This is a genomic window from Longimicrobiales bacterium (assembly GCA_028823235.1).
GTDB lineage: Bacteria > Gemmatimonadota > Gemmatimonadetes > Longimicrobiales > Gaopeijiaceae > UBA2589.
In genome coordinates, this window is the sequence record JAPKBW010000003.1 from 1 (window position 1) to 15,775 (window position 15,775).

The window sequence follows — 15,775 nt, forward strand, 5'->3', positions numbered from 1 at the left end:
GCGACTGGTCGGCTCAGGCCGCTCCGTGGCCGGCAGCCTCGAGTAGCTCCCGAGCGTGATCTCGTGACGCTCTGGATTCCGGATCCCCGCCCAACATCCGAGCTACCTCCTCGACCCGGTCGTCACCGCACAGAGTGCGCACCATCGTAGTGGTGACACCTTGGCCCGCCTCCTTTTCTACGAGCAAATGTGAGTGCGCCCGTGAGGCTACCTGCGGAAGGTGGGTCACGACGAAAACCTGATGCCGGCCCGCCACCTCGGCGAGCTTCGCCGCAACAGAGGTAGCTACGACACCGCCCACACCGGAGTCGATCTCATCGAAGATCAACACCGGCACGCGGTCGACCGTCGCAAGAATCGACTTGAGCGCGAGCATGATACGTGAGAGCTCACCACCGCTCGCGATCCGGGATAATGGCATCGGATCGAATCCCTCATTGGGCGCGACCCGAAACTCGACGCTCTCCGCCCCGCCGGCTGAAACGGACTCATGCGACGACAGTCCTACAACAAAGGCGGCGCCACTGAGACCGAGTTCAGGTAACACCGTAGCCATAGCTTCTCCGAGCCGCTCCGCAGCAGCTCTACGCGCCGCGCTCAGCTCCGCCGCCACCCGGCCTAGTTCGAACGCAGCGGACTCCATCTGTGCCCGTATACGACCGAGGTCATGGTCCGCGTCATCAAGGTCCGCCAGCTCCGTGCGAACACGCTGTGCATTCGCAAGTATATCGGCGAGTTCCGGACCGTACTTCCGTTTCAATCGGAAGATGTAATCCAGCCGGGATCGGATCTCGTCCAAGCGTTCGGGATCATGGTCAACCGACGTCGAGTAATCTCCCATCCTCTGGCCGACGTCATCGACGATGACCGCGGCCTCAGTCAAGCGCTCGACCTCCTCCCGCAACCCAAGGTCGAACTCCGACAGCCGCTCGAGTTGCTGCCGCACCTCCGCCAGATGATCGGAGATCGCTTTCTCGCCATCGTACAACTTGCTGTGAACGGACCGGGCCCCCCTCGCGAGCTCTTCGCTGTGCTGGTGACGACCGGCTTCATTCTCCAACCGTTGGTCCTCGCCCGGCCCGAGTCCGGCCTCGTCGATCTCATCCAGCTGAAAACGGAGAAAATCAGCTCGACTTTCAATCTCCCTGCGCCGCTCCTCACGGGCCTCGAGCGCCGTCCGGAGGGCCTGAAGACCTGTGTAGCCTTGAGACACTGCACGTGCCAGTTCATAAGAGCCACCGTAGGCATCAAGGATGGCTCGCTGGTCTCGGGAACGCAGCAGCGTCTGATGCTCATGCTGCCCGTGGAGGTCAACCAGCGCAGTGCCTAAAGCACCGACCACACCTGCGGTGGCCGGGGATCCGCAGACCCAAGCCCGGTTCCTGCCTTCCGACGCGACCTCGCGCCGGAGAATGAGGAGGTCATCCTCGAGCCGAAAGCCATGGTCATCGACCAATCGCTTCACTGTGGGTAGCTCGCCGACTTCGAAGACTGCTTCCACCGTGGCCCGCTCAGCACCGACCCGGACCACATCGGAGGAGGCGCGTTCACCGAGCAACAGAGACAACGCACCAACAATGATCGATTTGCCCGCCCCGGTCTCTCCAGTCAAAGCATTGAGGCCCGGCCCTAGTTGGAGGGTGAGGTCCTCGACCACGGCGTAGTCACGGATGCGGAGTTCAACGAGCATGGAGCAGAACCTACGTCGCGAGGCCAGGGTGGCTCAATGGGCGATCGGGACGAATCCGTCGAACTAGGTCCGCTCAGGTGGGCGTGCAGCCCAATTGAGCTTGCGCCGCATCGTATTGAAGAACGTCTGTTCGGGCAGACGCACCAACGACATCGGTCGAGATTCGCGACTCACGATGACCTGCTGCCCGGGATCCAGCTTGTACACGACCCGTCCGTCGACGGTGACCTGATGATCGCCACCGGGGTCGAGCGACCCCACGCGGAGCGTTGCGTGAGCCGGCACCACCAGCGGCCGGACGGCCAGCGAGTGCGGACAGATCGGAGTGACAACGATTGCCTCGACCTCAGGGACGATGATCGGTCCCCCAGCGGACATGGAGTAGGCGGTAGAGCCTGTCGGGGTTGATATGATCACGCCGTCTGCAGCGAAACTCCCAACATCTTCCATGCCATCGAGGTCGTACTCGTCCTCGTCCACGCGAGACGCAGCGGCACCAATAGACAAAGTGAGTGGCGTCACACGGGCTGCGCCCGTGGTATGCACGACGACGTCGTTGAGTGCGTAGAATTTCTCGCCTGTGATTACACCTTCCATCTCGATCCGAGCATGAAGACGGAATCGATGCTCGATGACCGCATCTCCGGAAACGACCTTTTCCAGTCCCTCTTCGAGATGGACGTCGGGAATCGCGGTGAGGAAGCCCAGACGACCCAGATTCACCCCGACGACTGGGATATCCGTCCCGACGGCCAGTCGGCTGGCCCGCAGGAACGTGCCGTCGCCACCCAATGCTACGACCAGGTCGACGGGGTTCTCGATCAGATCGAGTGTCGTCCCCAGTCCGTGCCCAGCCTCCGTCTCTACGTCGACCGAAATGTCTCGAGCGGCCGCCCAGACCTTGAGGCGATCGACGATTCCCAGGACGTCCGGAGTGTGCTCACGGTAGACGACACCCAGACGTCGCACCGACCCAGAAAATCTGCCGGGCCGAGACTCGCCTGGTGGGTGGCTGCCTCCTTTCGTCATGCCGGCTCCAGTGTCGCGCCACGTGCGACGATATTCTTTACCTGGGCCGCGATTCCGGCTACATCGAGGCCGATTTCCACGAGAAGTTCTTCCCGCCCGCCATGCTGGATGAACCTGTCCGGCACGCCCAGCGTTCCAATCCGGGGAGAGACCTCTAATTCGAGGTCTGCAATCTCACGAGCCATATAGGCACCGAACCCGTTGGAAACCTGACCTTCCTCCAGAGTGATGACGGTCGGGTGGCTACGCACCATCTCCTCGAAAACGGCACGATCGTAGGGCTTGAGGAAGCGACAATTCACTACGGTGCAGTGAATCCCCTCTACGTCGAGCTCTTCAGCCGCGGCCATCGAACTAAGGACCATCGTCCCCGTCGCAAGTAGCACGCAATCGCCGCCGTTTCGGAGGACTTCCCACGTGTGAGGAGAGATCTCCGGAACTTGACTCAGATGGGGGACCTTCTCCGGAACAGCCGCTCGCGGCCAGCGCACACTCCACGGGCCATCATCGGCCTCGGTCGCCAATCTCAATAGCCCCAGCATTTCGGCACCATCCTTAGGAGCGGTAACCGTCATTCCAGGAATCATGAGCATATAGGCGATATCCAGCACCCCATGGTGCGTCGGCCCATCTTCCCCTGCGATACCGGCCCGGTCCATACCAAAGACGACAGATAGCCCCTGAAGCGCCACGTCGTGGACGATATTGTCGAAGCCCCTCTGCAGGAAGGTCGAGTAGATGGCCACAATCGGCTTCACGCCCTGGGTCGCGAGGCCTGCTGAGAAGGTGACTCCGTGCCCCTCGGCGATGCCGACGTCGAAGTAGCGATCGGGATGCGCCTTCTGGAACATGTCTGTCGAGGTTCCGTCGGGCATGGCAGCCGTGATCGCCACAACGCGAGGATCCGCGTCGGCCATCTCGATGAGGCCCTTTCCGAAGACCGCCTGATACCGAGGCAGCCCTGCGGACTTGGGACCACCCTGCCCCGTGACTTTGTCGAACGGCCCCTGCGCGTGCCATTTCCACGGGTCGTCTTCTGCGTGCGTAAAGCCCTTCCCCTTCTGCGTCAGGGTATGGACCAACACCGGGCCCTTCATTTCCTTGACCCGCTGGAAGGTGTCCACGAGCTCCTCGACGTCATGGCCGTCGATCGGACCGACGTATTTGAACCCTAGTTCTTCGAAGATGAGACCGGGGGTGAAGAGGTGCTTGAGACTCTCCTCCATGCGCCCAGCCAATTCTTCCATCACATCGCCGACGGCGGTTGGAGTCCGGTGCAGCGCTTCCTTCACGAGTCCGCGGACCTTGTTGTAGGCAGGATTCGTGATCATTCCCGTCAGGTACTTGTTCATCGCACCGACAGCGGGCGCGATCGACATGTCGTTGTCATTCAGCACGACGATGAAGTCTCGACCGGTGTGTCCGGCGTTGTTCAACGCCTCATAGGCCAGTCCGCAGCCCATCGCACCATCCCCGATGATCGCTACGACATCGAAGTCTTCATCGGTGAGGTCGCGCCCGACGGCAATGCCCCACGCAGCCGAGATCGAGGTCGCTGCGTGACCCGCACCGAAGGCATCGTACTCGGATTCATCGCGGCGGCAGAACGGCGCGAGGCCATCCTTGGTGCGAATTGTTGGGAGATCTTGGTTGCGACCGGTCAGAATCTTGTGGATGTACGCCTGGTGGCCGGTGTCCCAGATCAGCTGGTCACGCGGGGTTTCAAAAGCGTAGTGCAGAGCCACGGTGAGCTCCGCCACGCCGAGGGAGGCGCCAAAATGCCCCCCCTTCTGGGAAACCACGTCGATGTGCCGCTCGCGGACGGCATCCACGACCTTGGGTAGGTCAGATTTCTTGAGCCGACGAAGGTCGGCCGGATATTTGATCTGATCCAGTAGAGACACCCGGATCTCCTTTACTCAGCAGTGCGGGGTGACGGGCGGGTCACCGTTGTGGAAAGATAGAGGCATGGACCGTGCCGCACATCCCGGAGCTATGTGTGATTGAAACCTCCAAGCGGTCCAGCCTGGTCCGCTATTTACTTCGTTCCACCACGTATCTGCTAAGCGCCAGGAGTGCGGGCGAGTCGATTCCCGCCACATTTAGCGCCGAGACCGCAATGTCGACCTGGTCGCGCGCCCGCCGACGCGCCTCTTCGAGGCCATACAACGCGACGTAGGTCGACTTGTCCAGGTCCGCATCGCTCGGGTTCTTTCCAAGCGTCTCGGGGGAGGCAGTGGCGTCGAGCACATCGTCGGCGATCTGAAACGCAAGCCCGGTCGCCTGACCGTACATGCGAAGTGCATCCCGGGTGTCCTTGTCCGCATCCGCTGCCAGAGCGCCCATCTCTAGGGATGCCGTGAGGAGAGCGCCGGTCTTCATCCGATGCAGTGCATCCAGATCTTCCGTCCCGAGAGCGAGGCCCTCTCCAAGCAGGTCCATCCACTGCCCACCCACCATGCCGCCGGCGCCGGCGGCGGCCATCAGCGTGCGCACGAGGATCAGACATTGCACTCGCTCACATCCGAGCCGCCCGCTGGCGTCGAGAGCCTGAAGAGCGGCGGCTGGAATCAGTGCAGCGCCGGCTCGGATCGTGACCTCCTCGCCGTGCACCCGATGCGTGGTCGCCCGCCCACGACGCAGGGCGGCGTCGTCCATGCACGGCAGGTCATCATGCATGAGGGAGTACGCGTGGATCATTTCCAAGGATGCCGCGAGGTCGTAGGACGCCTCTTTCGCCTCTCCCCCACACGCCTCGTATGCCGACGCGAACAGGATCGGACGCAGTCGCTTCCCGCCACCCATCACACCATGGCGAATTGCACCGAGGACCTCGGGTTCAAGTGGGGCCTCGCATTGCTCAAGAGTGACGACCGCACGCTCAAGCGCTCGCTCCACCGGGCCGCCCTCGCTGTCCAGGTAAGCGTCCAGGCCTGGGAACGTCGAGTTAGTCACTCGGCGTCGACGGGGATATCTCGCGTTTCGCCCGACGCGAGCAGTTCCTCGACCTTCAACTCTGTCTCGGACAGGACCTTCTCTGCTGCACGCACATGACACACGCCCTCTTCAAACAGCTTGAGAGCCTCCTCGAGCTCGACCTCGTCGGACTCCATTCGAGCGAGAATCTCTTCCAAGCGGCTCAATCGCTCCTCGAGCGTAGGGTCTATCGCTTCGTCGATCATGCTTGTGCGTCGTCGTTGTTGTGAGTGCTCAGCGTTTCAGCGTCGATCGTGCCGCCACTGACGCGTAATTGAAAGGGTGCGCCGGGTGAAAAGTCTTCCAGTGTTCGCAGCACCCGACCATCGGCAGTCCTTGCGACTGAATACCCGCGTGCCAGAGTGGACAGGGGCGAAAGAGCTTCGAGTCGCCCAGCGAGGCCCCGAAGAGTGATCGTCCGCACTTGGATCAGATCGTTCGTCTCCCGTTCCAGCCGGTCAGCTCCAAGATCGAGTGACTGGCGTGCCGGAACGAGTCTTCGCTCTATCGCGTGGTGTAGTCGTCCCATGCGCTCGGCGACCTCAACGCCGGGGCGAGCGGCGGTCCGTCGGAGTGCACGACCGAGGCGCTCTGGACTCCGCCGGAGGTGTCCAAGCAGTGCGGGCCCGTCGGGGACGACGGTCTCCGCAGCGGCGCTCGGTGTGGGGGCCCGGACGTCCGCGACCAGATCGGAGATCGTGACGTCGACCTCGTGGCCCACCGCAGAGATGACAGGGACAGGACACTCGGCGATGGCACGGGCCACCGGCTCTTCGTTGAAGGCCCAGAGGTCCTCCAGTGATCCTCCTCCACGCCCGACGATGATCACATCGGCGAGGCCCGTAGCTGCAAGACGTCGCAAAGCGGCCGCGACGTCGGTGGAGGCACCTTCGCCCTGTACCCGACTGCCCGAGAGCAGGACCCGTGTCCACGGAGCGCGTCGTCGTAAAACCGACGTGATGTCGTGGAGGGCCGCACCGGTCGGCGATGTTACGACACCGATACATCCCGGGTAAGCCGGCAGCGGTCGCTTTCTCTCGATCCCGAGGAGACCCTCCAGTTCGAGCTTCTGCTTGAGCGCCTCGAAGGCTTTGCTCCAGAGTCCGTCCGCGCCCTCGGCCTCGAGTTTCTGCGCGATGACCTGAAACTGCCCTCGCTGCTCGTAGATCGTTAGGTCGCCATAGACCCGGACCTTGGTCCCGACATCCGGGTCTGCCGGCAGCTTGGCCGAGTCACCGGCAAACATCACTCCACCGATCTGAGCGCGATCGTCCTTCAGGGTGAAGTAGCAGTGACCTGGGCGAGACCGTGTCCAGCTGCCGATCTCTCCACCTACCCAGAGTGGTTCGACGCTGCTGTCGAGAAGGCCCTTCACCGCTTTGTTCACCTGGTAGACCGACCAGACCTTTGGGGCCCGGTCGATAGACTCGGGCTCTGGGTCGAGGTCCTCTACCTCATCCGTGTCATCCCAGCCGGCATCGGTTCCACCAACCTCATCATCATCAAACAGGTCGAACGTGTCGTCGCTCATTGGTCGGACCCTCGCGCCGCGCCGCCTATGCGGACCGTCTTACTGACCGGCGGCAATCCGAGCCGACTTGACCGTATTCGCCAGGAGCATGGTGATCGTCATCGGGCCCACACCTCCGGGCACTGGGGAGATCGCCGCTGCCTTTTCGCTGACCTCGTCGTACAGCACGTCACCACAGACGCGGTAGCCCTTCTCTTTGGTGTCGTCATCGACCCGGTTGGTGCCCACATCGATGACCACAGTGCCTTCGGCTACCATGTCCGCGGTGACCATTTCCGGACGACCCATGGCCACGACCAGGATCTCCGCCGTGCGTGTCACCGCGCCGAGGTCGGGTGTTCGCGAATGTGCGACTGTCACCGTCGCGTTTCCGCCCGGAGCCTTCCGCATCAGGAGCGAGGCGAGCGGCTTTCCGACGATGTTGGAGCGACCCACGATCACCACGTGCTTTCCATTGGGGTCGTGACCGCTGCGGACGAGCATTTCCACGACCCCAGCTGGAGTGCACGGAGCAAAGAAGTCACCCGAGCCCGTGGCGAGCCTGCCCACGCTAACCGGGTGAAATCCATCGACGTCTTTTGAAGGATCGATGGCCTCGATGACCTTTCCTTCATCGATATGGTCCGGGAGCGGGAGCTGGACCAGGATGCCGTGGATCGACGGATCGGCGTTCAGCCCTTCGACAACGCCCAGCAACTCGTCTTCGGAGGTGTCCGCGTCTAACGTGATCTGCTGGGAATGGATTCCCATCGCAGCGGCGGCCTTGTTCTTCATGCCCACGTACATCTGGGAGGCCGGGTCGGCGCCAACCAGCACCGTCGCGAGTCCAGGCACGATGCCTGACCCGACGGTCAGTGAGGAGACTTCGTCTTTCAGCTCCCCGCGGATCTCGTTGGAGATATCGCGGCCAGAGATGATCTGTGTGCTCATCGGTCCCCCGGAATTGGGATGCTTTCTACGCTCGACTAGGATCGTGCCGAGGCTGGGAAATCCGGCCAAGGCGACCCCGAAACGGAGAATCTAACAGAGTACTAAGAGGTGCCTAGATGTGGGAAAATCCAACTATCGAGCGAAGTCCACTGTCCTCGTCTCCCTCACGACGACAACCTTGATCTGCCCCGGATACTGAAGCTCTGCCTCGATGCGCCGCGCGACAGTATCGGAAATCTGAGCCATCTCTCCGTCCGTGACCTTTTCTGGCTCCACCATCACCCGGAGCTCGCGGCCTGCCTGGATCGCAAAACAGCGAGCGACTCCCTCCTGCTCCATGGCCAGTTCTTCGAGCCGCTCCAGTCGCTTCACATACCCATCGAACATCTCACGGCGGGCACCTGGCCGAGATCCGCTGATGGCATCGCCCGCTGTGACCAGGAAGGTCTCGGCGAAGAAGTGCGGCTCTGCGTCGTGATGCGCCTTGATGGCGTTGAGCACGAGCGGGGTCTCGTCGTGCTTCTTGCACAGACGATAGCCGAGCTCGACGTGGGTCCCCTCGTGTTCGTGTGTCATCCCCTTACCGACGTCGTGCATAATCGCCGCTCGCTTGGTCCCCTGAACGTCGAGTCCCATTTCGGCTGCCATCGAGCCAGCCAGGAGCGCCACCTCTCGGGAGTGCTGCAGCTGATTCTGACCGTATGAGGTACGATACTTCAGCCGGCCGAGCGTGCGCACGATCTCCGGATGGATGTTGTGAAGCCCGAGTTCATAGAGGACCTCCTCCGCGGCCTCGACCATTCCCTTCTCGACCTCTTCCCCGGCCTTCTCCACGATCTCTTCGATTCGTCCAGGGTGAATCCGGCCGTCTTCCACAAGCTTCTCAAGAGCGATGCGGGCGGTCTCGCGTCGAACGGGGTCGAACGCGCTTAGCACAACGGCTTCCGGCGTATCATCGATGATGACATCGACTCCAGTGGCCTGCTCGAAAGAGCGGATATTGCGCCCCTCTCGGCCGATGATGCGACCTTTCATGTCATCCGAGGGCAACTGAACCACGGAGACGGTCGTCTCAGCCGTCAGATCAGCGGCCATTCGCTGAATCGCGAGAGCAACAATCTTGCTGCCCTCCTTCTCGGCCTCGCGCTGTGCCTGCTCCTTGATTTCACGAAGAGAATTGGCGGCCTCAGCCCGCGCGATGTCCTCGAGGTCCGCCATGAGCTCCGTCTTGGCCTCTTCCTGACTCATGCCCGCGAGTTTTTCGAGCCGACCCCTGGCTTGGGCACTTTGGGTTGCGACTTCTTTCGCTTCACTCTCCAGACCCTGCTCGCGCGTGTGCAGCGACGCCGTCCGGGCGTCCTGCTCCAGCTCACGAGAATTCAGGCGATCGGCTTGTCGATCAAAGGCGTCCGAGCGTTCCTCTGCCCGGCGTTCGGCCCGTTCGACCTCTTCCCTGCGACGGTTCTCCTCGATTTTCCACGATTCACGGAAGCGAAAACCATCTTCTCGCCCCGCGATTTCACCAGCTTTCCGGGCATTCTCTGCTTCGCTTTCAGCCCGCTTGAGGATGCGAGAGGCTTCGTCCTGTCCTGCCTGCTTTTCCAGCTCCTGCCGTGTTCTTTCACGATTCCGTGAGACAATAAAACCGAGCAGTGCTCCGAGAACGAGTCCGACCGCCGCCGCCACCATAGTAGGCGGGGTGATCATATATGTAACTCCAAAATCGACCGGGTATGGCCGAGGTGAGCGTAGATTTCAATTTGAGGATAGGGTACGGGTAAACCCGCACGCAAGCCGACGTCAGGACGGAATCGACCGCTCCACCTGCTCGGCAAGCGCGTCAACCTGACGTGCGAGGTCGGCTCGCAGCTTTTCGAGGTCATCCCTCGCCTGGAAGCATTCGTCCGCAATAGACAACGCCGCCAGGATCGCCGCCTTGTGCCCCTCGATCAGGCCCGCCGCCATTCGAATCTCGTGAATCCGGTCATCGACCATCGTGGCACACCTTCGGGTGTACTCTGGCTCGGCGCTCGCACGAATGGTGTGTTCTTCCCCGGCGATACGCACGGTGACCGACGTCTTCGGGCTCATCCTTGGTTCTCCAGGAACTTGATACGCGCGATCATTCGATCGACGCCGGCCCGGGCCGCCTCGAGGCGACCCCTCAGCTCGACGTTCTCGGTTTCGAGGCCCTTCAGACGGTTCATGAGTTCACCCGCCTCAGCCTCGTTACCGGTAAACCTGCGCACCAGCTCCGCCAGTTCCACGGTCTTGGCTTCGGCCGCCTTGGTGCGCTGCCGAGCCTCAGAGAGCTTGTCGAAGAGCTGACCCACGGCCCCTTCGAGTCTCTTGAACGCGGCCTTGTCGGCGGCCACTCCGTTATCCTCGGGCTCTGACACCGAGATCCTCCTCGAGGCGTTTGAGAACGGCCTTCACGCTCTTGTCGACGTCCTTGTCCTTCAGGGTTCGTTTTGGAGAGCGGAAGCGCAAGCGGAATGCTACGGAGCGGACACCGGCCTGCACGCCCTCCCCGGTGTAAACGTCGAACAGATCTACTGCCTCGAGATCCTTGCCCCCGACCTCTTTGATCCGTGCGGTGACATCGCCTGCAGCCAGAGTCTGCGGCACCAGCAGCGCGAGATCGCGCTCAGAAGCCGGGAACTGGGGCAGAGGCACGTCCGTGGGAGCGTTCGCCGGAGCGGGCTCCGCGGGAAGCACGATTTCGAGCCCCCACACTTCGCCGGCCCAAACGGGAAGATCCACGGCACCTGCCAGAACCCTTCCGCCATGCCCGACCACCTGACCTCCCCCTGTGCGCACCACCAACGTCTGTGCTCCGTCGAGCTGCGGTGGAGCCACCATTGCCGTGGGGCCCGGTGCTTGAAGGGTCGAGGCGGGGGCGACCTCAGGCCCCTCCTGGTAGGCGATCGCTGCCGTGTCCTCGACCAGCACCTTGAGGTCCCAGATCGCGAGCGGTTCGTCTTCTCGTGACCAGTGGGACGGTTCCCGGAGTCCGGTCAGCACCGCAGCGATGTGAGTCGCTTCCCCAGGTGGGTTCCCCTTCCCGGCGCTGCGAAATGTCGTCCCGATCTCGAAGAGCCGAACGTCCCGATTCCCGTGCGCAAGGTTGTATTCGAGGCGTCGCAGCAGCGCGGGAAGCATTCTGGAGCGCATGAAGGGCTCCGTGGTGGCCAAGGGGTTCGCAACCTCGACATCACCCTCTCCCGGCGGTGCAAACGCGGGCGTGTGCGCCTCGAAGAGGCCGGCCGCCGCGAGCGAAGCGCGAAGCTGGTCTTCCAGGAGAAACAAGGGATGGTCGGGGACGTTCCCTGGCCTCTGTGGACCGAGTGTCTCCGGAAAGCGATCGAACCCGTGCGTTCGGGCAACCTCTTCGATGAGGTCGACCTCCCTGGTCACGTCGTAGCTACGGAATCCGGGCACGCGCACGTGCAGAACGCCATCGAGTTCTCCTTCGACCACGAATCCCAGCGGCTCGATGAGTTCGCGCACATACGCACTCTCGAACGGAATACCAAGCAGGTGCTGGATCCGAGAGAGCCGCAGGTCGACGAGTTGGGTCTCAAAGGGGCTCGGACAACAATCGAGAATCGGCCCGTCCACTTCCCCACCAGCCGTCGCGAGCACGACTGCGATACAACGCTCCATCGCCTTCCGCATCCCGTCCGGATCGACGCCACGCTCGTATCGATACGAAGCATCCGTCGACATGACGAGCGCCTTTCGCGTTTTCCGGATGGATTTGGGGTCGAAGAGCGCACATTCGAGCAGCAAATCGGTGGTTTCATCCTCCACTTCGGAGTTCTGTCCGCCCATCACGCCTCCGATTGCGACCGGCTGCTCAGCATCGCAGATCAGCAGCATATCGGACGTGAGCGTCCGCGACTCACCGTCGAGAGTGGTGAGTGCCGCCTCCGAGGCGGAAGCCCGGCGCACGTTGATGGCAGATCCACCCAGGCGATTCATGTCGAATGCGTGCATCGGCTGCCCGAGTTCGAGCAGGACGTAGTTCGTGGCGTCGACCACATTGTTGATCGGACGGGCACCCGCGCCCCGCAGACGCTCCTGTAACCACGCCGGCGACGAACCGATCTTCACCCCGCGAATAACAGCACCGAGATACCGAGAGCAAAGGTCCGGGTCCTCGATTCGGATCGTGACGCCCGACCCTGTGACCTCGGCTGGATCACTCAAGTAGGCGAATTCGGATTCGTCCGCACCAGGCACGTCCACGAGTCGAACCTCGCCCGCCCCCTCAGAGGCCAACTCACGGGCGATCCCGGCATGTGAAAGGAGATCGCCCCGGTTCGATGTGATCTCGACGTCGAGTGTCGCATCATCCAGGCCGAGGGCCGGCACGAATGCCTCACCCGGAGTGAAGGATCCACTCAATTCTAGAATCCCATCATGCTCCACCCCGAGACCTAACTCCTTGGCAGAGCATAGCATACCTTGAGACAGCTCACCTCGAATCTTCGCTTTCTTGATCTTGAAGTCGCCGGGGAGCAGCGAGCCAATGGGAGCGAACGGATAGTATGTGTCTGCGGTCACATTGGGGGCTCCACAGACGACCTGAACGATGCCGTCGCCGCCATCGACCTCACAAACCTTGAGTCGATCCGCGTTGGGGTGCTGCTCAGCCTTGAGCACCTTCCCTATCACAATGTCCCCTAATCCATCTCCGGGGCTCGAGATCTCCTCGACCGGTGCGCCTCGGAGTGCCAGATGGACTGAGAGCTCCTCCGGTGTTCCGGCGAGCCCGGGAACCATGTCCTTCAGCCATCGTGTGGACACGTTCAAGAGAACTGCTCCAGGAATCGCACATCGTTCTCGAAGAAGGTCCTCAGGTCACTCACTCCATGCTTCAACAGGGCGATTCGTGCCGGCCCCATGCCAAACGCCCATCCCGTGTATCGCTCTGGATCATAGCCAGCGTTCGCGAGCACATTGGGATCGACCATCCCTGCGCCCATGATCTCCAGCCAGTCGGTCTCTTCCCTGGTGCCGTCAGGCCGAGTAATGACGCGTTTCACGTCCACCTCAGCGCTCGGCTCGGTAAACGGGAAAAACGACGGACGGAAACGGACCTGAGTGTCCGGACCCCAGTAACGACGAGCGAATTCAGCCAGGGTAGCCTTGAAGTCGACGAAAGTGACTCCCTCGTCCACTACGAGTCCTTCGATCTGCATGAAGGCGGGCGTATGCGTCGCGTCGTAAGTATCGCGTCGATAGACCCAACCTGGCGCAAGAATGCGAATCGGCGGCTCGAATTTCTCCATGGTCCGCATCTGGACCGGAGACGTGTGGCTGCGTAGCAGCACCGAGTCGACCAGATACAGGGTATCCTGCTCATCTGCCGCGGGGTGGTCGAGTGGGGTATTGAGCGCCTCGAAGTTATACCATTCGGTGTCTGCCTCCGGCCCCCGAGCTCGACTGAAGCCCAAATCGCGGAAAATGTGCCAAATTTCGTCCACCGCCTGGGTAATCGGGTGTAGCCCACCTTTCCACTTCGCACGCCCAGGCAGTGAAAGATCGAGACTGCCAGTGACCGCTGGGCCGGCGAGATCCGATGCCCGGGTGTCCAGTGCGGTGGTAACCGCCCCTTTCACTTGATTTGCCTTCTGGCCGACCCGTGGGCGATCCTCGGCCGACATATGGCCGACTCCCCTCAGGATTCCAGAGATTCGGCCCTCACTGCGCCCCAGATAGGTCACACGGGCGGCTTCAAGAGCTTCCGTGTCCGCCGCCGACGCGATCGCGTCGAGCGCCTCACGTTCGAGGGCCACAAGAGCCTCGATCGGATTTGAATCACTCATTCAGGTGAATGGTCGTAAGTCGTTGGGGCCGGCCACCGGAGCCGAAGAGCGAAAACTACAACGCCGAACCGCTGTGGACTACTGACGGTACGCGGGAATACCGGCTAACGCGACCTTGCTTCGGACGAAGACGCCACTGCCTCGGCCCACTTCCCGGTCTTCGGCATCATAGGCTATCGCCTCCGCGATGATCTGGGAGCGATTTTGGGTTACCACACACCCCACGGACCTCAAACGGCCCTCGGACACCGGGCGTGTCAGGTACGTGGTAAAGGATGTCGTCAGCACGAATACGTCCTCCACGATCGATGAAGCCGCGAAAAAAGCCGCATCGTCGAGCATTTTGAAGGTGACGGAACCGTGGATGGCTCCCGCGGGATGGAAATATTTCGGATGGACCTCAATCTGGATCGTGGCTGCTTCGTGTTCGACTCCGATAGTCGGTCGGTAGAACTCGTTGATGGGAGCCTGAAGGTACATATGCTCGAGGGCCCGGAAGTGGTCCCGGTTCATGAGTTCCTTTCGCGAGCTACGCGAAAGGGCCCCGCAGCATCAGCTACGGAGCCCTTAAACGTCCGGTGCACCGATCGAGACCGACCGATCAGGCTCAGCCAGCCTTGGACGCCAATCCTGCGCGTGCTTGCTCAACGACGGCACCGAAGGCATCGGGGTTACGGACCGCGAGATCCGCCAGAGCCTTTCGATCCAGCTCAATCCCGGCGTGCTTCAGGCCGTTGATGAAGACCGAGTATGACATGTCGTGTTCACGGGTCGCGGCGTTGATACGGGCGATCCAGAGCCTGCGGAAGTTCCGCTTCTTGTTCTTGCGGTCCCGATACGCGTGCTCCCAGCCCTTCTCAACTGCGTCCTTCGCTGTCCGGTAGAGATTCTTCCGGCCGCCAAAATAACCCTTGGCAACCTTGAAGATCTTCTTCTTTCGATTATTCCGCGGGACGGCAGAGGTGGTTCTTGGCATGGTACTGCCTCCTTAGGCGTAGGGGAGAAGTTTGTTCAGCTTCTTCGCATCAGCCTTAGACACGAGATCGGCCTTCCGAAGACGACGCTTACGCTTCGTAGTCATCTTCGTGAGGATGTGGCTCTTATAGGCCCTCATCCGCTTCAACTTTCCGGTTCCGGTCTTCTTGATCCGCTTCGCCGCACCACGGTGCGTCTTCATCTTCGGCATTGTATCTGATACTCCGTTCTCCCCACTGAGTCGGGGCGTTCGTCAGGCTTTTAGCGGAGCGAGGACCATCGACATGATCCTCCCCTCCATGTTCGGGTTTGATTCCACTTTTGCGATGTCCTGCAGTTCTTCCATCACTCTGGACAGAACCTCGAGACCGATCTCGGGATGTGTCACCTGACGACCCCGAAACATCATCGTCAGCTTTACCTTGTTACCCTCTTCGAGGAATCGCTTCGCATGACCGACCTTGAACTTGTAGTCGTGGTCTTCGATTCCAGGGCGGAACTTCACTTCCTTGACTCTGATCGTGTGTTGTTTCTTCCGCGCCTCACGACGAGCTCGATCCGCTTCATACCTCACCTTCCCGTAGTCCATCATCTTGACCACGGGGGGTCGAGCCTCTTCCGCTACTTCTACCAGATCCATTCCTCGCACGGTAGCCCGTTCCCGGGCCTCGTCGATCGAGACGATACCGATCTGTTCACCATCGTCCTGGATGAGCCGTACTGGGCTGATCCGAATCTGGTCGTTGACGCGAGTACGCTTGTCGATTTTTCGCTACCTCCGATGGAGTGTATGGCGAGCACCTTCCGGCA

At 61.5% G+C, this 15,775-nt stretch carries 16 protein-coding genes; all 16 read right to left on the minus strand.

What is annotated here, in order from left to right:
• Nucleotides 1-13 precede the first annotated feature (13 nt).
• Nucleotides 14-1,690: a DNA repair protein RecN gene (gene recN / locus OSA81_01880; GenBank protein MDE0897742.1), complete on the minus strand. Its 1,677-nt coding sequence runs from the start codon at nt 1,688-1,690 to the stop codon at nt 14-16.
• A gap of 63 nt (nt 1,691-1,753) precedes the next feature.
• Nucleotides 1,754-2,719, minus strand: a complete 966-nt coding sequence (locus tag OSA81_01885; GenBank protein ID MDE0897743.1) for an NAD(+)/NADH kinase — start codon at nt 2,717-2,719, stop codon at nt 1,754-1,756.
• On the minus strand, nt 2,716-4,623 hold the full coding sequence (gene dxs / locus OSA81_01890) for a 1-deoxy-D-xylulose-5-phosphate synthase (GenBank protein MDE0897744.1): 1,908 nt from the start codon (nt 4,621-4,623) through the stop codon (nt 2,716-2,718). Before dxs ends, OSA81_01885 begins: the two co-directional genes overlap by 4 nt.
• A 130-nt stretch (nt 4,624-4,753) precedes the next feature.
• Nucleotides 4,754-5,674: a polyprenyl synthetase family protein gene (locus OSA81_01895; GenBank protein MDE0897745.1), complete on the minus strand. Its 921-nt coding sequence runs from the start codon at nt 5,672-5,674 to the stop codon at nt 4,754-4,756.
• Nucleotides 5,671-5,901, minus strand: coding sequence for an exodeoxyribonuclease VII small subunit (xseB, locus tag OSA81_01900; GenBank protein MDE0897746.1), 231 nt, complete (start codon nt 5,899-5,901; stop codon nt 5,671-5,673). Before xseB ends, OSA81_01895 begins: the two co-directional genes overlap by 4 nt.
• Nucleotides 5,898-7,226, minus strand: coding sequence for an exodeoxyribonuclease VII large subunit (gene xseA / locus OSA81_01905; GenBank protein MDE0897747.1), 1,329 nt, complete (start codon nt 7,224-7,226; stop codon nt 5,898-5,900). The genes xseB and xseA overlap by 4 nt, the downstream gene beginning before the upstream one ends.
• Before the next feature lie 39 nt (nt 7,227-7,265).
• Nucleotides 7,266-8,156, minus strand: coding sequence for a bifunctional methylenetetrahydrofolate dehydrogenase/methenyltetrahydrofolate cyclohydrolase (locus OSA81_01910; GenBank protein MDE0897748.1), 891 nt, complete (start codon nt 8,154-8,156; stop codon nt 7,266-7,268).
• Between the two features lie 132 nt (nt 8,157-8,288).
• Nucleotides 8,289-9,863 (minus strand): ribonuclease Y, encoded by a 1,575-nt coding sequence (gene rny, locus OSA81_01915; protein MDE0897749.1) that lies wholly within the window; start codon nt 9,861-9,863, stop codon nt 8,289-8,291.
• A gap of 93 nt (nt 9,864-9,956) precedes the next feature.
• Nucleotides 9,957-10,247: a cell division protein ZapA gene (locus tag OSA81_01920; GenBank protein MDE0897750.1), complete on the minus strand. Its 291-nt coding sequence runs from the start codon at nt 10,245-10,247 to the stop codon at nt 9,957-9,959.
• Nucleotides 10,244-10,555: a hypothetical protein gene (locus OSA81_01925; protein ID MDE0897751.1), complete on the minus strand. Its 312-nt coding sequence runs from the start codon at nt 10,553-10,555 to the stop codon at nt 10,244-10,246. The genes OSA81_01920 and OSA81_01925 overlap by 4 nt, the downstream gene beginning before the upstream one ends.
• Complete coding sequence (gene pheT, locus OSA81_01930) at nt 10,536-12,968, minus strand: phenylalanine--tRNA ligase subunit beta (protein ID MDE0897752.1); 2,433 nt, start codon at nt 12,966-12,968, stop codon at nt 10,536-10,538. Before pheT ends, OSA81_01925 begins: the two co-directional genes overlap by 20 nt.
• Nucleotides 12,969-12,970: 2 nt before the next feature.
• Complete coding sequence (pheS, locus tag OSA81_01935) at nt 12,971-13,990, minus strand: phenylalanine--tRNA ligase subunit alpha (GenBank protein MDE0897753.1); 1,020 nt, start codon at nt 13,988-13,990, stop codon at nt 12,971-12,973.
• Between the two features lie 78 nt (nt 13,991-14,068).
• Entirely contained in the window at nt 14,069-14,503 is a 435-nt protein-coding gene (locus OSA81_01940) for a PaaI family thioesterase (GenBank protein MDE0897754.1), read from the minus strand.
• A gap of 94 nt (nt 14,504-14,597) precedes the next feature.
• Nucleotides 14,598-14,966 carry a 50S ribosomal protein L20 gene (gene rplT, locus OSA81_01945; protein MDE0897755.1) on the minus strand — a complete coding sequence of 123 codons (369 nt, stop codon included), beginning with the start codon at nt 14,964-14,966 and terminating at the stop codon, nt 14,598-14,600.
• 12 nt (nt 14,967-14,978) lie between these two features.
• Nucleotides 14,979-15,176: a 50S ribosomal protein L35 gene (gene rpmI, locus OSA81_01950; GenBank protein ID MDE0897756.1), complete on the minus strand. Its 198-nt coding sequence runs from the start codon at nt 15,174-15,176 to the stop codon at nt 14,979-14,981.
• Nucleotides 15,177-15,218: 42 nt separating this feature from the next.
• Nucleotides 15,219-15,731 (minus strand): translation initiation factor IF-3, encoded by a 513-nt coding sequence (gene infC / locus OSA81_01955; GenBank protein ID MDE0897757.1) that lies wholly within the window; start codon nt 15,729-15,731, stop codon nt 15,219-15,221.
• Nucleotides 15,732-15,775 lie beyond the last annotated feature (44 nt).